Here is a 19,818-nt window from a genome sequence, read left to right as displayed (position 1 = left end):
GCGGAGGCCGTGGAGTCGGCGGCGATGTGCGCGCGGCCCGCGGGAGCCGGTGCGGGGCCGGTGGTCCGGGACGGCTCCGCGGTCCCGTACGGGGCCGTGGGGTCGGCCCCCGCGGGGCCGGGGCCGCGGGGGGTGTCCCCGGGGCCGGCTTCCGTGGGTGCCGGTCGTCCGTTGCTCGCCGTCATGGCCGTGCGTCCTCCGTCGTCCTGCCCGTGCTCGCCGCCGGGGAGTGCAGGCCCAGGCGTCGTACCGTCGCGGCGAGCGTACGGTGTGCCGACTGCTCGGTGAGCACGACCCGCTCCTGGGGCAGGGCGCGCTGCCACCACTCGCCCGACGCGGCGTCGACGGTGGCGCGCAGATCCACCAGGGCCGCGGCCAGGCTCCGCCGGGCGGACTCCAGCGCGGCGGGCCCGGGCCGGGGTTCGGCGAGCAGCCGCGCGGCCCGCTCGCGGGCGCGGTCGACGGCGCTCAGCGCGTGTCCGATGCGGTCCCCCGCCCGCCGGTTGGTGACGGCCACGGCGGCCACGAAGCCGACCAGCGCGCCGACGACGGTGTCCACGGCCCGCTCGGTCATCAGCTCGCCCGCCGGGTGCTGTCCGGCGAACTCGGTGACGAGCAGCGCCATGGGCGTCACGCAGATGCTGCCGAGCCAGTAGTTGCGGCCCATCAGCGCCTCGGCGCCGAAGTTGAGGGCCACGCACATCAGGACGAGGGCCACCCCGCTGGTGTGGGCCAGCGGCGTGATCGCGGCGAAGACGAGGACGCCGACGAGGTTGCCGACGACGCGCTGGACCCCGCGGCTCCAGGTCAGCGTGACGTTCGCCTGGTAGAGGGAGGCCGCGGTGACCAGGGCCCAGTAGGGGCGGCCGATGCCGAGGGCGAGGGAGGCGTACCCGGCGAGCGCGCAGCCGAGCGCGGTCCGCACGGCGATCGGGGTGAGCGGGCCGAGCAGGCTCCACCAGGAGCGGCGCGGGGCGTCGGCCTCGGCGTCCAGGCCGAGGATCTCCTCCGTGGCCGCCGCCGTCTCGCCGGTGTGCGGGATCGGTCCGTTGCCGCGCAGCTCACGTGCCCAGGTCCGCAGCCGCTCCGGGTCGGTGTCTGCGGGGGCGGCCAGGGCGACCTCGGCGCGGATGACGAGCTGGGCCAGGGCGCGCCGGGCGCGCGACCGGGAGCCGGTCGTCGGCAGCGCCTGCCAGGCGGCCTGCACGGCGGCGGCCGCGGTGGCCCGCGTGCGGGCGTGGGCGTCGCCGGTCCCGCCCGTGGCCGCGTACGCGGCGGCGGCGTTCAGCGCCTGCGCGGTGGCGCGGCGTTCCGGGCCGTGCGGGCGCACCAGGCCGGGCGCCATGCCCACCAGCCACGCCCAGGCCGCCGCGGCGGCCGCCAGTGCCATGTGGGCCGGGACCTGTCCGAGCGTCTGCGGGGCGAAGAGGGACGCGGAGCTGATGAAGGTGAGGACGACGTTGCCGGGCGGGCCCACCCGGGTCGCGTCGCACAGGACCTTCTGCGCCGCGGCCATGACGGCGCCCACGGCGACCAGGACGACGGTGTCGCGGGTGAGCGAGGCGGTGACCAGGGAGACCGCGAGGCCGCCCAGCATGCCGAGCACCACCCAGGCCAGCACCCGGGCGCGGACGGCGTAGGGACGGTTGTGGGCGTACAGGGCGCAGAGCGATCCCGCCATCGTGTACATGGCGAGGTCGAGCCGGCCGAGGGCGAGCAGTGTGAGGTTCGGCGGCGCGACGGAGATCACCGAGCTGAGCGCGGGCTTGAACCAGATGTCGGAGGGGCGGCCGAGCCGCAGCGCACCGGTGAGCGGGAGGCGCCGGACGGACCGGCGCGCGGGCGCGGTGGAAGGGGATGTGGAGGCGGGGGTCGGCCTGACGGGCGCACTGCTCATACCCATAAGGTTAGCAGGTGTTTTACTCGTAAAGTAGTGCTGGTGAGCAGCCCTTTCGGGACCCGGCTCGGTGCTCGGGCCGCCCGCGCGCTCCCCGCGCACGCTCCCCCTGTACCTCCTTGCGCTCGTGTGCGCACCGAGCGTGGTGGGCATCGCTTGAGCGACCGGAGGGCCGCCGACGCGCGGTCCGGACCTGCGAGCGGGAGGTGGGCGGGTGCACGGACCGGCTTCGCCCGGCTGGCTGCTGGTCGCGCTGTGCGCGGCGACCGGGGCCTACTGTCTGCTGCGGATGCGCAGCCCTGTCGAGGAGCAGCGCCGCGCGGCGGGCGGCGAGGCGCTCATGGGCTTCGGGATGGCCGTCATGGCCGTGCCCGCGGCGGTGTTCAGTCCGCCCGCCTGGGCGTGGCCCCTCTACGCGGGGGTCTTCGGCGTCGCGGCGGTGCGCGCGCTGTGGTGGGCGCGCACCAGCGCGCACCACCTGCACCATCTGGTGGGCGCCGCCGCGATGGTCTACATGTCCGTGGCGATGGCTCTCGCGCCGGGCACCCACCACCACGCGCACGGCGGTTCGGGCGTGCCCCTCATCACCGGCGTCCTGCTGCTGTACTTCGCCGGATACGTCCTGGTGAGCGGCGCACGGCTCGTCCCGGCCGCCGCGGGACCGCAGGGCCCCGGCGCCCCCACGGGCGGCGGTCCGGCCGGCGGGCCACCCGGCTGGGGCGACCGGCCGGAGCTGGCGCAGGCGTGCCGGCTGTCGATGGGGCTGGCGATGGTGGCGATGCTGCTGACCATGTGAGAGCCGTGCCGCGTGTTGCGGGCGCGCCGTGGTCTGCGTCACTTGCCGCGCGGAGTCGTACCCCTGAGCGGGTGGCCGCTCATAGGGTGATCGCATGATGGTCCCCGCGCTCCTGTTGCTGCTCGGCGCGCTGACCGCCGTCGCCGCGCCCCGACTGCTCGCCCGGGCCGACTGGCCGGACCGTGAGCCGGTGGTCGCGCTGTGGGCGTGGCAGTGCGTGGTGGCCGCCGTTCTGCTGTGCTGCGCGCTGTCGATGGTCCTGAGCGCCGCGGCGGCCTGGCAGGAGGTGCGCGGGCACGTGTTCGCCACCGCTCCGCGTCCGGTGGTGGAGGCGTACGCCCTCGGCGCGGCCGGTGCCTGGGCGCCGACGACCGCGGTGGCCCTCGCCTGCGGCGGCGTGTGGAGTGCGGCGATGCTGGTCCGTGAAGTCGTACGGGCCCGTACGCGCCGCCGCCGGCGCCGCGCCGAACTCCTCGTCCGCGCCCCGCTGCTGCCCGGCGAGGACGCGGGAGCGGAGCGGCTGGTCGTCCTGGAGGGCGAGCGGCCGGAGGCCTGGTGGCTGCCGGGGGCGGCGCCCCGGCTGGTGGTCACGACCGCCGCGCTGCGCCGCCTGAAGGGACGTCAGCTCGATGCGGTCCTCGCGCACGAGCAGGGTCACGCCCGGGCCCGGCACGACTGGCTGCTGCACTGCTCGGCGGCGCTGGCGGACGGTTTCCCGCAGGTGCCGGTGTTCGCCGCGTTCCGCGACGAGATGCACCGCCTGGTGGAACTCGCCGCCGACGACATGGCCTCGCGCCGCTTCGGCAGGCTCACCACCGCTCTCGCCCTGGTCGAACTCAACGAGGACCGCGGGGTCTTCGGACCCTGCCCCACCCCGCAGGCGCATGTGCCGCACCGGGTGCACCGTCTGCTCACTCCCCCGGACCGGCTCACCGCGGCCCGTCGGGTGCGCCTGACGGCCGTGGCGTCGCTCGTGCCGGTGGTCCCGGTACTGGTGACGCTGGTGCCCGGCCTGCGGGCCCTGGGCTGAGGCGCCCCGGCCCGGGCCGGCGCGGCGTCACCGGACCCCGCGCCCCCGGATCCTGCACTCCGGGTCCCGGGGTCCCGGCTCCAGGGGTCCGGCACCCTGCGTCCGCGCGGCCTACCGCTCCCCTCACTCACACGCTCCCGCGGACCCCTCTGTCCCACCTCTGCCCCTGCCTCCGTCCTCGCCGTTGCGTCCGTCCCCCGTCCCCTTGCCACCGCTCCCCTCCCCGTATCCGCTGCCGCCGCATCCCGCCCCCCTGCCTCCACACCCCCCGGACATCGCGTCATGCGCTCCCCATCCACCGCCCCTCCGCCCCGCCCGCAGGGCCGCCGCGCCCCCGGCCCGCCTGCCACCGTGCTGCTCGCGGCCCTCGGGTTCGGTCTGTCTTCCGCGCTCCTGCTGGTCCTGGTCGCCCTGCGGTGGCATCCGCTGACCGCTCTCGATGCGGCCGTGGCCCGCACGACCCACCGCTGGGCGGTCGGCGACCAGGGCCTCACTCACGTGTGCCGCGTCCTCACCGACTGGGTGTGGGACCCGTTGACCATGCGTCTGCTGTGCGCGGTGAGCGCGGTGTGGCTCCTGTGGCGGCGCGCGGCCTGGAGAACGGCGCTGTGGCTGGTGATTTCGTGCACCCTCGGCACGCTGCTGCAGCAGGGCCTGAAGGCCGTGGTCGGCCGGCCCCGCCCGGTCTGGCCCGATCCGGTGGACTCCGCCCGGTACGCGGCCTTCCCCTCGGGCCACGCCATGACCGCGACGGTGGTCTGCGGCCTGCTCCTGCGGCTGCTCCACCAGTGCGGCGCCGGACGCGGGATACGGCGTGCCGCCCTGGTGGTGGCCGTGATCTCCGTCGCCGGTGTCGGGCTGACCCGCGTCTGGCTGGGCGTCCACTGGCCCTCCGACGTCCTGGGCGGCTGGCTGCTCGGTGCGACCGTGGTGGCCGTGGCGTCCGCCGTCCCCAACGGGTGGCCCCCGCGCGCCCGGTGAGCGATGATCACCCCCATGGCCAAGACCGCTGTGCTCTTCGACTTCTCCGGCACTCTCTTCCGCGTCGAGTCCACCGAGTCCTGGCTGCGCGCGGTGCTGGACGCGGCGGATCTGCCGTTCACCGAGCGCGCGTTGACAGAGGCGGCTCGCGGACTGGAGGAGGCGGGCGCCCTGCCGGGCGGGGTGCCGCCGGTGCGGGTCCCGGAGGAGCTGGCCGGGTTGTGGGAGGTCAGGGACCGCAGCGCCGAACAGCACCGCGCCGCGTACACCGGCATGTCCCGTCGAGTGAGCCTGCCCGACCCGGCGTTGCACGACGCGCTGTACGACCGGCACCGGACGCCGCAGGCCTGGGCCCCCTACCCCGACGCGCCGGAGGTGCTGCGCACCCTGCGCGAACGCGGTGTCGCGGTGGGCGTGGTGAGCAACATCGGCTGGGATCTGCGCCCGGTGTTCCGCGCCCACGGCCTGGACGCCTTCGTCGACACGTACGTCCTGTCGTACGAGCACGGCATCCAGAAGCCGGACCCGCGGCTGTTCGCGATGGCCTGCGCGGCGCTCGGCGCGGAACCGGAGGACGTGCTGATGGTGGGCGACAGCCGGGAGGCCGACGGCGGCGCGGCGGCTCTGGGGTGCGCGGTGCACTTCGTGGACCACCTGCCGGTCGCGGAGCGCCCGGACGCGCTGCGGCCCGTGCTCGACCTGGCGGGCCGGCCCCGGCCGGGGCGCGCGTGAGGTGGGGGCCCGGCCGGCACGGGTCCGGCCCGGACCTGCCCTGCGCCCGGCCCGGAAGGCGTCGGTGCCCGCCGCAGAGAAAGTCGCCTGAGTAAACCAATGGGTTGTGAGGGTGCCCGTCTCGGACGATCCCCCGCGTCGCCCGAGACGGGCGCGCAGCCCGACCACACCCCCGTGACAAGGTCGGCCTGCTCGCGTTGAGTATAGTTGGCTGGCAGCCAGTCAACGCAGGAGTTACAGGATGTCCCCGCGAAGCGCCTCGGTCAATGAAGAGTTGCGACGGCGTTCCCGGGAGCGGCTGCTGCAGGCGGCGGTCGAACTCGTGGGCGAGCACGGTTACGACGCGACGACCCTCGGGGACATCGCCGACCGCGCGGGTTCGGCGCGCGGCCTGGTCTCGTACTACTTCCCCGGCAAGCGCCAGTTGGTGCAGTCCGCCGTGCACCGTCTGATGCACCGCACGCTGGAGGAGGCGCTGGAGCGCGAGCCGCGCACCGAGGACGGCCGCGAGCGGATGGCACGGGCCATCGACGCGATCCTGGGGCTGGCCCGCGACCGGCCCGTGCTGATGCGCCAGCACATGGCGGGGATCCTGCAGGCCGAGGGCTTCGTCCAGTGCCCCGAGCAGCAGCGCCTGGCGGTCCTGCTGCGGGACACCGTGGCCCGGCGCGGCTCGGCGGACGTCGACGCCGACTACCCGATGCTGCGGGCCCTGCTGATGGGCGCGGTCTACTCGGCGCTCATCCCCGGAGCGCCGATGCCGGTGCCGCAGCTGCGGGCGGAGCTGTTCGAGCGGTACCGCCTCGGCTGGGAGCTGGGCACGCCCCCGGACACCGAGGGGCCCGGCGGGGCCTGCGGTAGGGACGTCTCCCGGTTCTTCGCCACGGGACGGCCCCCGGCGGAGGAGCCGGAGTAGCCGGGCCGGCCGGAGCGGTCCCGCGCGACACGCCGCGCTCCGGCGTCGTGGTCCTGCCCGGCCGGGCCGCCGGGTGTCATGCTGGAGCCCTCAGCGCTGTCCTCCGTCCGCACCGGAGTCAGGGGGTTGTGCCGTGCTGCGTGTCGCCGTCGTCGGCTCGGGGCCGAGCGGGTGCTACACCGCTCAGGGCCTCGTCCAGCAGGACCCCTCGGTGCGCGTCGACGTCCTCGACCGGCTGCCCTGCCCGTACGGGCTCGTGCGGTACGGCGTGGCACCGGACCACGAGAAGATCAAGTCCCTGCAGCACAGTCTGCGCGCGGTCCTGGAGCACGAGCGGGTCCGGTTCCTGGGCGGTGTGCCGGTCGGCGGGCCCGGCGGGCTGCCGACCGGCCGGCTGCGGGAGCTGTACCACGCGGTGGTGTACTGCGTGGGCGCCGCGACCGACCGCCGGCTCGGCATCCCCGGCGAGGACCTGCCGGGCTGCTGGTCGGCGACCGAGTTCGTGTCCTGGTACAGCGCCCATCCGGACGCCGTGGACCACGGCTTCCTGCGGGACGTGCGCGGCGCCGTGGTCATCGGCGTGGGGAACGTGGCCCTGGACGTCACCCGCATGCTGGCCCGGGGCGCGGCGGAGCTGAGCCCCACCGACATGCCCCAGGCCGCACTCGCCGCACTCGCCGGGAGCGGGGTCAGGGAGATCCACATGGTGGGGCGGCGCGGCCCCTCGCAGGCTCGTTTCACCACCAAGGAGCTGCGGGAGCTGAGTTCCCTGCCGGACACCGCTCTCGTCGTCGACCCGGCCGAACTGGCGCTGGATCCGGCCTGTGCGGACCCCTGCGCACTGCCGGCCGCCCAGCGCCGCAACGTCGAGGTGCTGCGCGGCTGGGCGAGTGCGTCCACGGGCACGGACGCGCCGGAACCCGGCGGCGTCACGGCGACCGTCACGGGCGCGCGGGAGCCGGGCCGCCGGATCCGGCTGCGTTTCTTCCTCCGTCCCGTCGCGCTGATCGGCAGGGACGGCCGGGTCGCAGCCGTGCGGTTCGAGCGGACGGTGCCGGACGGGCGGGGCGGGGTCACCGGCACCGGGCGGCACGAGGACGTGCCCGCGCAACTGGTGCTGCGGTCGGTGGGCTACCAGGGGGTGCCGCTGGACGGGCTGCCGTTCGACGCGGCCCTCGGCACGGTGCCGCACCGGGAGGGACGTGTGCTGCGCGACGGGGCGGTGGCGCCCGGTGAGTACGTGGCCGGGTGGATCAAGCGGGGACCCACGGGGGTCATCGGCACCAACCGGCCCTGCGCCAAGGAGACGGTGGCCTCGCTGCTGGCGGACGCGCCCGCGCTCGTCCGGGAGCCGGTGCCCGGCGACGCGGTGGCCGCGCTGCGCGCCGAGGGGTTCGAGCCGGTGCCGTGGGCGGGCTGGCAGGCGATCGAGCGGGCCGAGGCGGAGCTGGGCGCCTCGCTCGGACGCGCCGGCGTGGTCAAGCTGCCCGACTGGCGTTCCCTGCGGGCCGCGGCGCGCACGGCGGCGCCGTAGGGTCGTTCGTTCGGGTCGGGCCGGCTCAGCCCTCCGCGAGGCGGGCGGCCTGGCGGGCGGCGGCGTCGAGGAGGCTGTCGAGCAGGCCCGGGAAGAGGCGGTCGAGGTCGTCGCGGCGCAGGCCGTTCATCTTTGCCGTGCCCCGGTAGACCTGGCGGACGACACCGGCCTCGCGCAGGACCCGGAAGTGGTGCGTGGTGGTCGACTTGCTGACGGGCAGGTCGAAGTACGAACACGACAACTCACCGCCCTCCGCGGCGAGCGCGCGCACGATCCGCAGCCGCACGGGCTCGGACAGCGCGTGCAGCACGTGCTCCAGACGGATCTCCTCCCGCCCGGGATGCGGAAGATCGCGGCTGCCGGCGGCGGGAACGGGGGCGGTGGTCACGGCGGCTCCACTTCGTACGAGAGTCCTCATTCTACGAGCACCGTCGTAGTTTGACAGTCACCGTACTACGAGAGTTACCGTACAAGCCTGTCCCTCGGTCCCGTGACGAAATGGAGCCCGCCGTGAGTGCGCTCTTCGAGCCCTACACCCTGCGCGAAGTGACGATCCCCAACCGGGTCTGGATGCCCCCGATGTGCCAGTACTCGGCGGCGCCCGAGGGCCCCGCGGCCGGTGTGCCGGGCGACTGGCACTTCGCGCACTACGCGGCCCGGGCGGCCGGGGGCACGGGCCTGATCATCGTGGAGGCCACCGCGGTGTCGCCGGAGGGCCGGATCTCCCCGTACGACCTCGGCATCTGGAACGACGCCCAGGTCGAGGCGTTCCGCCGGATCACCGGCTTCCTGCGCGGGCAGGGCACGGTGGCGGCGGTCCAGCTCGCGCACAGCGGACGCAAGGCCTCCACCGAGCGGCCGTGGAAGGGCGGGGCGCCGGTCGGACCGGAGGCGCACGGCTGGCAGCCGGTCGCCCCGAGCGCGGTGCCCTTCGCAGAGGGCCACCCGGTCCCGCACGAGCTGACCGCCGAGGAGATCCGGCAGATCGTCGGGCAGTTCGCGGCCGCGGCGCGCCGGGCCCTCACCGCCGGCTTCGAGATCGCCGAGATCCACGGCGCGCACGGCTACCTGATCAACGAGTTCCTGTCCCCGCACTCCAACCGCCGTACCGACGCCTACGGCGGCTCCTACGAGAACCGGGTGCGCTTCGCGCTGGAGGTCGTCGACGCGGTGCGGGCGGTGTGGCCGGACGACAAGCCGCTGTTCTTCCGCATCTCCGCCACCGACTGGCTGGAGGAGAACGGCTGGACGGCCGACGACACGGTCCGCTTCGCGGCTCAGCTGCACGCCCACGGCATCGACCTGCTCGACGTCTCCACCGGCGGCAACGCCTCCGCCGTCCGTATCCCGACCGGCCCCGGCTACCAGGTGCCGTTCGCGGCCCGGGTGAAGGCGCAGACGCCCATGCCGGTGGCCGCGGTCGGCCTGATCACCGAGACCGAGCAGGCCGAGAAGATCCTCGCCAACGGCGAGGCGGACGCCGTCCTGCTCGGCCGCGAGCTGCTGCGCAACCCGTCCTGGGCCCGCCACGCCGCCCGCGAGCTGGGCGCCACGGTGCACGTGCCCGACCAGTACCACCGGTCGGTCTGAGCCCCGGCGGCAGGCCGCGGGGCGGGGCGGCCGGGCGCGGCTGCCGGGCGGCCCGTGGAAGGGTGCTGCCCGGCCGTCCGCCGAGAAGAAGGGCTCGGCGGGTCCGCCGAGCGGGAGGGCCGGGCCGTCCGCCGAGGGCGGCTCAGCGGCTCCGCCGAGCGGCGGTGCCGGGCCGTCCGCCGAGGCGGCTCAGTGGCTCCGCCGAGCCGGGCCGGTGGCCCAGGGGGCCGCGTGGAGTCGTCAGCGTGCGCGTCCCGCTGCCTGCTCGGGCTCCGCCGCGTCCCTTCGGGCGTAGCGCATGACCGTCTGCTCCAGCCGGGGCAGCGCCCGTTGGCCGGCCAGGGCCAGGGCGATGGCCGCCGCGACGCCGGCCCAGGCGAGCGGGCCCAGGGGGGTGCAGCCGAAGAGGTGGCTGACGCCCGGTGTCTGGACCACGGCGACCAGGGCGGCGGCGGAGCCCAGCGAGGTCAGCCGCACCAGCGGACTGCCCCGGCGGTCGAGCAGCGTCTGGGCGAGCTGGGTGCCGACCACACCGCACAGCGCCATCGTGCCGGCGCGGCGCGCGGTGCCCGGGGTGAAGCGTCCGATCAGCCAGGCGGTGACCGCGCCCAGACAGGTGGTCAGGGCCCGGTGGCGGATCTGCCGGACGAGCGGCTCGCCCAGCACCCCGCCCGCCGCGTCCTCGGGGGAGGCGGCCCGCGCCGCGTCCTCCTTCGGTGTCACCGCCACCGCCATGGCCGGGAACAGGTCGGTGAACAGGTTCACCATGAGCATCTGACGGGTGGACAGCGGAGCCCGGCCCGACACCAGCGTGCCGAGGATCCCGAAGCCGACCTCGCCCGCGTTGCCGCCGATCAGGATGGCGATGGCGTCCGCGACGCTGTGCCACAGCGCGCGGCCCTCGCCGATGGCGTCGATCAGGACGGTGAGGTCGTCGGCGGTCAGGACGATGTCCGCGGCGTTGCGGGCGGCGGCCGAGCCCCGCGCGTTGATGCCCACGCCGATGTCCGCGGCGCGGATCGCAGCCGCGTCGTTGGCGCCGTCGCCGACCATGCCCACCACCCGGCCGGCGTCCCGCAGCGCCTCCACGACCTGCAGCTTCTGCTCGGGCGCCACACGGGCCACCACGCCCGCGTCGCGCAGCATCCGCGCCCGTGCGACGCGGTCGGCGGCGGCCAGTTCGTCCCCGGTGACCACGACCGTGTCCTGCGGCCAGCCCAGTTCGGTGGCGATGGCCCGCGCGGTCTGCGGGTGGTCGCCGGTGAGCATGACCGGCCGTACGCCCTCTTCGTGCAGGCCGTGCACCAGGGCCAAGGAGGTCTCGCGCGGCACGTCCGACAGCGCCAGCAGGCCCGCGAACTCCAGCTGTGCCAGCGGCTGTTCGAGTACGTCCGTCTCCCGCTCCGCCGCAGCGAGCCGCCGCCGGGCGACGGCGAGGACGCGCAGCCCGTCGCCCGCGAGCGACTGCGCGGCGCCGGAGGCGTGCGCGGGCAGCCCCGGGCAGGCGGGCAGGACCGTCTCCGGGGCGCCCTTGACCACCAGCATCCGCGGCCCGTTCCCGCTGCGGCCGACGGCCGCCGCGTACCCGCGCCCGGCCTCGAAGTCGAGGCCTTCGAGCTGCGTCCAGTCCGGGTCGGGGCCTGCCGCGTCCAGCACGGCCTCGTCGGTGGCGTGCACCGGCCGGTCCGTACCGCCGTTCGCCTCGGCGCCGCCGTTCCCGCGGGGGCAGGCGCGGGCCGCCGCCCGGACCGTGTCGGCGGCGGCCTCGTCGTCCACCGGGTGGATCACGCCGTCCGTGGCGCAGACCCGCACCAGCCGCAGCCGGTTCTCGGTGAGCGTGCCCGTCTTGTCGAAGCAGAGGGTGTCCATCCGGCCCAGCGCCTCCAGCGTGCGCGGGGTGCGCACGAGCACGCCGTCACGGCTGAGCCGGCGGGCTGCCGCGAGCTGCGCCACCGTGGCCACCAGCGGCAGGCCCTCGGGCACGGCGGCCACCGCGACGGCCACTCCCCCGCTGACCGCGTCCCGCACGGGCGTGCCGCGCAGCAGTGCCAGACCGGTCACCGCCGCCCCGCCGGAGAGCGTCAACGGCAGGGCCTTGCGGGTGAGTTCCTGCAGCCGGGCCTGCACACCGGCGGCGGGCGGCGTCCGGGCGGCGAGGTGCACGGCGCGCGCGGCCTCGGTGTCCTCGCCGGTGTCCACGACGACGGCCCGGGCCTGACCGGCCACCACGGTCGTGCCCTCGAAGACCATACAGAGCCGGTCGGCGACGACGGCGTGCGGGGTCGGCGCGGTCTGCTTCTGCACCGGCAGCGACTCCCCGGTCAGCGCGGACTCGTCGACCTCCAGGCCCTCCTCCCACAGCAGGCGGGCGTCGGCGGGCACGACGTCGTCCGCCTTGAGTTCGATCACGTCGCCCGGCCGCAGCCGGCCCGCCTCGACGGTGCGGGTGCCGCCGGCCGGCGCCTCGGCGGGGGGCGGCGCGAGCCGGGCCTTGCGCTTCTGGTCGGCGAGCAGGCCCGACAGGGCCCGCTCGGCGCGCAGCCGCTGGACCCCGCCGACCAGCGCGTTCAGGTCGAGGGCGCCGACCACGAGCAGCGCGTCCATGACGGAGCCGAGGATGGCCGAGGCCGCCGAGCCGACCGCGAGGACCGGGGTGAGCGGGTCCCGCAGTTCACCCCGTACGGCCCGGCCCAGCTCGTACGTCCAGCGTGCCGGGGCGAGCACGGGATGCCGCAGGGCCTGGCCGGCCGTGCCGCGCACCCTTGCGGTGGCCGCCTCCAGCGGGGTCGGTACGGCCGGCTCCTCGTGGGCGAGCCGTTCCCGGGCCTCGTCCGAGGGCAGTTCGTGCCAGTGCACGCGCGGACGCGGGTGCGGCGCGCGGGCCACGGCCACGCCGAGGGCGGCGCGAGCCCCGGAGACCAGGGCGACGGCCGCGCTCAGGTCGACCGGCGCGTGCCGCAGCCCGGGCAGGACGGCGAGGCGCCCGCGTCCCCTGCCGGACTCGCCGACGGCGACGAGCAGCCCGGACAGCGCGGCACCGGAGCGGGCCAGGGTCTGCGCCCGGCGGCCGACCGTGCGCGCGGCGGGGACCGCCTTCAGCAACCGCCACACGTCGGGCAGGCCGTGCAGGGCCAGGATGTCGGCGTCCCAGAAGACGGCCGAGTCGCGGTCCGTGAGCGCGATCGAGATGTCGCTGCCGGTCAGCCCGGCCAGGACGCCGTGTTCGTCGGCCGATGCGACGCGGGCGACCGTCAGCACCGCGCCCGCGTCCTCCTCCGCGCGCAGCCCGTACACCACGTCGTCCAGCGGGCGCCGGGCGTCCACGACCTGGTCGGCCAGGGGGGTGAGGTCCTCCAGGGCGGGGTCGTCGACGACCACGACCCGCAGTCCGGCCCGGCGGGCCGCGTCCAGCACGGGTTCGGCCCACGGGTCGGCTTCGCCGTCCGCGGTGCGCAGCGCGCTGGGGTGCAGGACGACGGTGCCCGCCATCTCCAGCTGGCGGGCCCGTTCGGGGTCGCGGACCAGGACGCCGGTGCGGGCCAGGGCGGCGCCGAGCACGGCGTGGAAGACGGCCGGCCCGTAGCGCGCGGCTTTCGGCGAGCCCGCGAGCACCGCCTCGGCGGCCTCGGCGGCGTCGTGCTTGACCAGCAGGGTCACGGCCGCGCCCACCAGGCTGCCCGCGGAGGCGTGCCGGGCGTACTCCTGGGCGGGCGAGACGCGCAACGGCGGGCGGGGCGGTCCGCCGGTCCGGGCGAGACTGAGCCGTCCGGGCGAGCAGAGCTGGTCGTGCAGCGTGTCGAAGGCCGCCGAACGGGCCACGGTCTCGGCCAGTTGGCAGCCGCGCAGCGCACCGTCGAGCACCAGCGAGGCGGGCGTCTGGCCCGCGCCGTGGGCGGCGGCGTTCGCACCGGCCAGCAGGAGGTCCATCCGCGCGTCGCCGAGCCGGCCCCGCAGCCAGGCACGGAAGCGCGGGTTCTCCCGGAGCAGTGTCACCACGGCGGTGACCAGCCGGGGTGACGGCGGCAGGTGCAGGGCGGACGCGGTGAGGGCCACGGCGATGCCGAGCACGTCGGCGGCCAGTGTGGCCGCCGCCGCCCGCACTCCGGCGGGATCGGCCGGGTGCGTCGGCTCCTCGGGGTCGCCGCCGTCGAGGGCCAGGCCGTGCCGTGCTGCCAGGTCGGCCGCGTGGTCCGCGACGCGCTCGGCCGCCTCGTCCTCCGTGGCGGTCACCACCAGCCGGGCGAGCCCCTCGTCCCAGTACGCGAAGAGCACATCGGGCCGCTCGGCGAGCGCGACGGCCACCCGGCGGGCCAGGTGGTCCCTCCCGCCGGCCCGCCGCACCCGCTCGGGTTCGGCGGTACGCAGCGCCAGGTGGGCCCGGGTGCCGGAGCGCCAGTGGCCGTGCGCGCCGGGGAGCGCGTTGCGGGCGACCCGCGCGACCCGCGCCGCCGTGTCCGCGCCGCGCACACCGGCGCGCGCGGTCCCGGCAAGCGCCCCGGCCGCCGCGCCGATCGCCGGGGCGGCGGCGCGCGCCAGCAGTTCGGGGGCCGCGGGCAGCAGCCGGGCGGCGGCCGAAGGGGCGGTGAGCAGTCCGAGCACCATGACACGCCCTCAGAGGGTGGTGCGGCCGGGCCGCGTCGTCGGCCCGAGCCGCCCGCCGGACGCGCCCCGCCCCTTGCCCTGCCGGCCGGTGGCGGACTTGGCGGTCGCGGACTTGGCGGAGGAGGTGGCTTTGGCGGTCGCGGACTTGGGGGTCCTGGACGTCGCGGTCGCGGACTTCGCTGCGAGGGACTTGGCGGTCGCGGACTTGACGGTCGTCGACTTCGCGGTTGTCGACTTCGCGGTTGTCGACTTCGCGGCCGCTGCCTTCGCGGTCACGGCCTTGGCGGTCGCCGACCTCCCGGGGGTCGTCTCGGGGGCGGCCGCCTTGCCCGCCGCGGCCTTGGTCGTCGTGGCCCGGGCGGTCGCGGCCTTGGCCGTCGCGGTCCTGGCTGTGCTCGGTGAGGCCTTGCCCGCAGAGGTCCTGCCGGCGGTCCTGCCCGCGGATGCCGAGGCCCTGCTTGCGGGTGCCTTGCTCGTGGGGGCCCTGCCCGCCGGGGTCGCGCTGGGGGCGGTCTTACGGGCCGCGGTCTTACGGGCCGCGGTCCTGCGCGCCGTGGTCCCGCCCGTGGCGTTCTCGCTCGCGGGGGTCTCACCCGCGGTGGCGCCGCGCGCGGCGGCGCCGGTCCCGGTGGCGGCGCCCGCCGTCTTGGCCGCAGGTGTTCTGGCGGCGGACGTCTTCACGGCGGTGGCCTTCGCGGCGGACGCCTTGGTCGTCGTCTTCGCCAGGGAGGACCGGGCGGCCGGCGTCGTCAGGGTCTCCCGCCCGGGGCCCGTGCTCCGGGGCGCGCGCGGGCGTGCGGTGCCTTCGGAAGGCGCGGAGGTGCGCTGTGCGCCGTCCGTGCGCTGCCCGGGGGACGAGGGCTGCTGCTCGGGGTGCTCGGACCGGGGGCGGGTGAGCCAGGCCACCGCGGCGCCGGTGAGCGCCACCGGCCACTCGACCAGCCCGGCGACGCCGAGCACCCCGGCACCCGTGTAGACCGCGAGCCGCCGCCCCTTCGGTGACACGGCGCCGATCCTCTCCAGCGTGCCCTGCGCGGCCCTGCCCACGGTCCCGGCGCCGGGCACCCTGCGCAGCACCGACGCGGCGCCGTGCAGGGGCATCGTGAGGACCGACGACATCTGCTCAGCCATGACTCTCCTCGCCTGGGGTGAGATCCCGCGTCCGTGCCCACCGGGTGCCCGCGGCCGTCCTGGTCATCCCGCCTTGTTCATTACTCAGGGAACGTCAGGGTTCCCTCGCGCGCCACCGGGATCGGCCGCCACGGCGCCGGCGGGCCGCTTCCTGGAGGCGCTCCCAGGAACTCCCCCGGATCTTCTGGTCCACCGCGCGGGACGTCGACCGGAAAGCGCCCGCTCTCCACGCCCGCACGCACCCGGCGCGCCGTTCGGCACGCCGCCTACCGGCCGGCCCCGCCCAGGACCTCCTCGGTCAGCCGCCTCTGCCGGTCGGTGTAGACGGCCCGCAGCTCCGGTCCCGGCCAGTCGGCGGGCAGCAGAGCCGGGGGCAGGACGGGATCGTCGAGCAAGTGCCGTACGACGGCAGCGAGGGCGGTGAACCGGTCGGCCGGCCGGTCGGTGCGCGCCACATGCGCGAGCAGGGCCCGGGCCGTGGCCGCCCAGGCGTCGAGCGGCCAGAGGTCCGCGGCCAGCGCGCGGGCGCCTCCGTCCGGCCGGGAGTCTCCGTCCCGCTGGGAGTTTTCGTCGCGCCGGGAGCCTTCATCCCGTCCGGACTCTTCGTCCGGCCGGGAGCCTTCGCCCCAGTGGGAGCCCTCGCCTCCCCTGCTGCCTTCATCGCGCCCGCACGCTCGGCTCCGCCCTGCGTCCTGGCTCCGCCGGGTGCCCTCGGCCGGCCGGACGTCCTCGTCCCGCCGTTCCTCGTCCCTCCGGGGGCCCGCGGCCGGCCGCGCCGCGAAGTACCGGACGACACCGTCGAGGCCGGCGGGCCAGGCGCGGCGCAGGTTGGCGGGTCGCAGCCAGACGCCCTCGCGGAGTTCGGCGAGCCGGAGGGCGGCCAGCCGGGCGCGCAGTTCGGCGCGCTCGGCCGGTCCGCGTCCGGTCGCCGTCACCACGGCCATCTCCCACTCGCCGTCCCAGCGCCGGGTCCGCGGGTGCACCGCCTCGTCCTGGCGCCGCTGGCGCTCCAGCAGCCGGTCGCTGAGGCCGTGCACGCCGTCCGCACGCCACAGATCACCGGCGGCCACCATCCGGCTCAGCGCCGCCCGCAGGGTCGACCCGCCGACGCCGAAGGGCTCGACGGCCCGCAGGAGCTCCTTCACCGGCAGCTCGGGCGGGTGCGTACCCAGCAGCAGGCTCAGCACGACGGACCGTGCCGACAAAGGGCGCAGGTCGAGCGCTGCGGGCTCCTGGGAGGCGTTCATGGTCACGTACTGTACGGATCCCCTCTTGTTGCAGTATTGCTGCGGCCGTAGCGAGAATGCAACACTACGCGCATGGCCTCGAGACCCGCACGCACACCCGCACCGGCGCCGGCGCCCGTATCCGGGCCGATACCGGCGTCCGCCCCGGCACGCTCGGACTCGCGCGCACCCGCGCCCGCCGTCGTTTCCCCGCCGGGCGCGGGAGAAGCCCGGCGGGACGGCGCACCGCCACGTTCCGGGCCGGCCGGTCCGCCCCGCCCCCACGCCACCCACGAGGTGACCAACCAGGCCCCGCCCCTGACCCCGTACGACGCGTCCGACGACGCGGCGCTGCTGGAGGGGCTGCGCCGGGAGGGAGCCGGGTGGGCCGAGGACCGCGTGCGGCGGCTCGGGGTGCGGGCCGGGAGCGCGCAGGTGCAGGAGTGGGCCGATCTCGCCAACCGCCACGAGCCGGAACTGCGGACCCACGACCGCTACGGCAACCGGATCGACGAGGTCGACTTCCATCCCGCCTGGCACCACCTGATGCGGACCGCCGTCGCCGAGGGCCTGGCGGGCGCGCCCTGGGCCGACGACCGGCCGGGCGCCCACGTGGCCCGTACGGCGGGCGGCCTGGTGTGGGGCCACACCGACGCGGGGCACGGCTGCCCCACGTCGATGACGTACGCGGCCGTACCCGCCCTGCGCGCCCAGCCGGACCTGGCCGCCCTCTACGAACCGCTGCTGACCAGCCGGGTCTACGAGCCGGGACTGCGGGCACCGGCCGGCAAGCCGGGGCTGCTGGCGGGGATGGGCATGACCGAGAAGCAGGGCGGCTCGGACGTGCGGACCAACACGACGACGGCCACGCCGGCCAAGGAGCCCGGCGTGTACACGCTGCGCGGCCACAAGTGGTTCACCTCGGCGCCCATGTCCGACGTCTTCCTGGTCCTGGCCCAGGCGCCGGGCGGGCTGTCCTGCTTCCTGGTGCCGCGTGTCCTGCCCGACGGCAGCCGCAACACGTTCCGCGTCCAGCGGCTCAAGGACAAGCTGGGCAACCGGTCCAACGCCTCATGCGAACCGGAGTTCGACGGGACGGTGGCCTGGCTGGTCGGCCCCGAGGGCCGGGGCGTCAAGACGATCATCGAGATGGTCAACTGCACGCGGCTGGACTGCGTGATGATGTCGGCGGCCCTCATGCGCAAGACCCTCGTGGAGGCCGGTCACCACGCGCGGCACCGCAGGGCCTTCGGCGCACTGCTCGCCGACCAGCCGCTCATGCGCAACGTACTGGCCGACCTGGCGCTCGAGTCCGAGGCCGCGACGACGCTCACCCTGCGATTGGCCGGGGCTGCCGACCGGGCGGTGCGGGAGGGCGCGCGGGCGCCGCGGGAGGCCGCGTTCCGGCGGGTGGCCACCGCCGTCGGAAAGTACTGGGTCACCAAGCGGGGGCCCGCCTTCACCGCGGAGGCCCTGGAGTGCCTGGGCGGCAACGGGTACGTGGAGGAGTCCGGCATGCCCCGGCACTACCGCGAGGCCCCGCTGCTGTCGATCTGGGAGGGCTCCGGGAACGTCAACGCCCTGGACGTGCTGCGGGCGCTGGAACGTGAGCCGGGCGCCGCCGAGGCGCTGTTCGCCGAACTCGCCCTCGCGCACGGCGCCGACCCCCGGCTGGACGCGGCCGTGACCCGTCTGCGGCGGGGGCTGAGCGAAGCCTCCCCGGTGGGCGCGCGCCGCCTGGTCGAGCTGATGGCACTGGCGCTCCAGGCGTCCCTCCTGGTCCGGTACGCCCCGCCCGCCGTCGCCGACGCGTTCTGCGCCACCCGGCTGGGCGGGGACTGGGGACACTCCTTCGGCACGCTGCCGGCCGCCGCGGACCTCGACGCGATCCTGGAACGGGCGCTGCCGGGATTCGGGTGAGCCGTTCCCGGGCCGGACGACGATCCGGGTGAGCCGGCGGGCGGCCCGGCCGTGGATCCGCCGAGCCGGAGCGGGACGGGTCGTGGATCCCGGACGCGCCGCTGCCGGACCGGACCGTACGACGATCCGGGGGGCCACCGGCCGGGCCGGCCGGTGGCTCGTGCCCGTTCCCGGCACGCCCCGCCCGCCGGGGGCCGGCCGTGCTCCGCGCGCCTCGGGCGCGTCTTGGCCGCCCGACCGCGGTCTCTCCGACGAGCCGCTGTGACCTGCGGTGACGCCGCCCCGAGGGTGACTGTCAGTGGTGGGGTGCAGACTGGCCGGTGTCTGGGACGAAGGCGTCCTGGACCCATTGTCGCGGAGGTGATCGGCATGACCGAGGTACTGCTCGCCGTGGGCACCCGCAAGGGTCTGTTCATCGGGCGGCGGCGCGGCGGCGCCTGGGAGTTCGACGACAGTCCCCAGTTCAACGCCCAGGCCGTGTATTCGGTGGCCATCGACACCAGGGGGACCGTCCCCCGGCTGCTGGCCGGCGGGGACAGCGCGCACTGGGGGCCGTCCGTGTTCCACTCCGACGACCTGGGCCGCACCTGGACCGAACCGGCCCGGCCGGCGGTGAAGTTCCCCAAGGACACCGGCGCTTCGCTGGAGCGGGTCTGGCAGCTGCACCCCGCCGCCGCCGAACCCGACGTGGTGTACGCGGGCACGGAACCGGCCGCGCTGTACCGCTCCGAGGACCGCGGCGAGAGCTTCGAGCTGGTCCGTCCGCTGTGGGAGCACCCCACCCGGTCCAAGTGGGTGCCGGGCGGCGGCGGTGAGGGCCTGCACACCGTGGTCACGGACCGCCGCGACCCGAAGGCCGTCACGGTCGCCGTGTCCACCGCCGGGGTGTTCCGCACGGCCGACGGCGGCGCGAGCTGGGCGCCGTCCAACTCCGGGGTGTCCGCCGTGTTCCTGCCCGACCCCGACCCGGAGTTCGGCCAGTGCGTCCACAAGGTGGCGCAGGATCCCGTCGACCCCGACCGGCTCTACCTGCAGAACCACTGGGGCGTGTACCGCAGCGACGACAGGGGCGCGCACTGGACGGACATCGGCGAGGGCCTGCCCTCGACCTTCGGCTTCGCGGCGGCCGCCCATCCGCACCGCGGCGACACGGCGTACCTCTTCCCGATCAACGCCGACGCGGACCGGGTCCCGGCCGGCCGCCGCTGCCGGGTGTACCGGACGGCCGACGCCGGGCGGAGCTGGGAGCCGCTCTCCGCAGGTCTGCCGCAGGAGGACCACTACGGCACCGTGCTGCGCGACGCCCTGTGCACCGACACGGCGGACCCGGCGGGCGTGTACTTCGGCAACCGCAACGGCGAGGTGTACGCCTCGGCGGACGACGGCGACAGCTGGCAGCAACTGGCCTCGCACCTGCCCGACGTGCTGTGTGTCCGCGCGGCGGTGGTCGACTGACGCGGGAG

General features: G+C 76.2%; 14 protein-coding genes. 9 read left to right on the top strand and 5 right to left on the bottom strand.

Annotation, left to right across the window (positions count from 1 at the left end):
• Positions 1 to 181: 181 nt before the first annotated feature.
• On the bottom strand, positions 182 to 1,897 hold the full coding sequence (locus AC6I72_RS27875) for an FUSC family protein (RefSeq protein ID WP_498003892.1): 1,716 nt from the start codon (positions 1,895 to 1,897) through the stop codon (positions 182 to 184).
• Positions 1,898 to 2,111: 214 nt separating this feature from the next.
• On the opposite strand from AC6I72_RS27875, the gene AC6I72_RS27870 reads away from it, so the two are divergent.
• The 6 genes from AC6I72_RS27870 to AC6I72_RS27845 all read left to right on the top strand — a co-directional run bounded on the left by AC6I72_RS27870 (position 2,112) and on the right by AC6I72_RS27845 (position 7,886).
• Positions 2,112 to 2,693 carry a DUF5134 domain-containing protein gene (locus tag AC6I72_RS27870; RefSeq protein ID WP_498003891.1) on the top strand — a complete coding sequence of 194 codons (582 nt, stop codon included), beginning with the start codon at positions 2,112 to 2,114 and terminating at the stop codon, positions 2,691 to 2,693.
• A gap of 94 nt (positions 2,694 to 2,787) precedes the next feature.
• Positions 2,788 to 3,723, top strand: coding sequence for a M56 family metallopeptidase (locus AC6I72_RS27865; RefSeq protein ID WP_498003890.1), 936 nt, complete (start codon positions 2,788 to 2,790; stop codon positions 3,721 to 3,723).
• A gap of 282 nt (positions 3,724 to 4,005) precedes the next feature.
• On the top strand, positions 4,006 to 4,704 hold the full coding sequence (locus tag AC6I72_RS27860; protein ID WP_498003889.1) for a phosphatase PAP2 family protein: 699 nt from the start codon (positions 4,006 to 4,008) through the stop codon (positions 4,702 to 4,704).
• A gap of 15 nt (positions 4,705 to 4,719) precedes the next feature.
• Positions 4,720 to 5,436 carry an HAD family hydrolase gene (locus tag AC6I72_RS27855; RefSeq protein WP_498003888.1) on the top strand — a complete coding sequence of 239 codons (717 nt, stop codon included), beginning with the start codon at positions 4,720 to 4,722 and terminating at the stop codon, positions 5,434 to 5,436.
• Between the two features lie 241 nt (positions 5,437 to 5,677).
• A complete protein-coding gene (locus AC6I72_RS27850; RefSeq protein ID WP_498003887.1) occupies positions 5,678 to 6,352 on the top strand; it encodes a TetR/AcrR family transcriptional regulator in 675 nt (224 codons plus the stop codon).
• Positions 6,353 to 6,485: 133 nt separating this feature from the next.
• Complete coding sequence (locus AC6I72_RS27845; protein ID WP_498003886.1) at positions 6,486 to 7,886, top strand: FAD-dependent oxidoreductase; 1,401 nt, start codon at positions 6,486 to 6,488, stop codon at positions 7,884 to 7,886.
• Between the two features lie 25 nt (positions 7,887 to 7,911).
• Here AC6I72_RS27845 and AC6I72_RS27840 read toward each other — a convergent pair whose 3' ends face one another.
• On the bottom strand, positions 7,912 to 8,274 hold the full coding sequence (locus AC6I72_RS27840; RefSeq protein ID WP_498003885.1) for an ArsR/SmtB family transcription factor: 363 nt from the start codon (positions 8,272 to 8,274) through the stop codon (positions 7,912 to 7,914).
• A gap of 122 nt (positions 8,275 to 8,396) precedes the next feature.
• On the opposite strand from AC6I72_RS27840, the gene AC6I72_RS27835 reads away from it, so the two are divergent.
• Positions 8,397 to 9,476: an NADH:flavin oxidoreductase/NADH oxidase gene (locus AC6I72_RS27835; RefSeq protein WP_498003883.1), complete on the top strand. Its 1,080-nt coding sequence runs from the start codon at positions 8,397 to 8,399 to the stop codon at positions 9,474 to 9,476.
• Between the two features lie 240 nt (positions 9,477 to 9,716).
• Here the strand turns inward: AC6I72_RS27835 and AC6I72_RS27830 are convergent, their stop codons facing one another.
• From AC6I72_RS27830 to AC6I72_RS27820, 3 genes are all read right to left on the bottom strand, one after another.
• On the bottom strand, positions 9,717 to 14,078 hold the full coding sequence (locus AC6I72_RS27830) for a cation-translocating P-type ATPase (protein ID WP_498003882.1): 4,362 nt from the start codon (positions 14,076 to 14,078) through the stop codon (positions 9,717 to 9,719).
• A gap of 9 nt (positions 14,079 to 14,087) precedes the next feature.
• Positions 14,088 to 15,209, bottom strand: a complete 1,122-nt coding sequence (locus AC6I72_RS27825) for a hypothetical protein (protein WP_498003881.1) — start codon at positions 15,207 to 15,209, stop codon at positions 14,088 to 14,090.
• Positions 15,210 to 15,475: 266 nt separating this feature from the next.
• Positions 15,476 to 16,456, bottom strand: a complete 981-nt coding sequence (locus AC6I72_RS27820; protein WP_498003880.1) for a PaaX family transcriptional regulator C-terminal domain-containing protein — start codon at positions 16,454 to 16,456, stop codon at positions 15,476 to 15,478.
• A 276-nt stretch (positions 16,457 to 16,732) separates the two neighbouring features.
• Here AC6I72_RS27820 and AC6I72_RS27815 point away from each other — a divergent pair, with 276 nt between their 5' ends.
• Positions 16,733 to 18,355 (top strand): acyl-CoA dehydrogenase family protein, encoded by a 1,623-nt coding sequence (locus AC6I72_RS27815; RefSeq protein ID WP_498003879.1) that lies wholly within the window; start codon positions 16,733 to 16,735, stop codon positions 18,353 to 18,355.
• 369 nt (positions 18,356 to 18,724) lie between these two features.
• Positions 18,725 to 19,810 (top strand): WD40/YVTN/BNR-like repeat-containing protein, encoded by a 1,086-nt coding sequence (locus tag AC6I72_RS27810; protein ID WP_498003878.1) that lies wholly within the window; start codon positions 18,725 to 18,727, stop codon positions 19,808 to 19,810.
• Positions 19,811 to 19,818: the final 8 nt, after the last annotated feature.

The organism is Streptomyces sp. Xyl84, from assembly GCF_059731885.1.
This window is presented reverse-complemented; position numbering and strand designations above follow the sequence as displayed.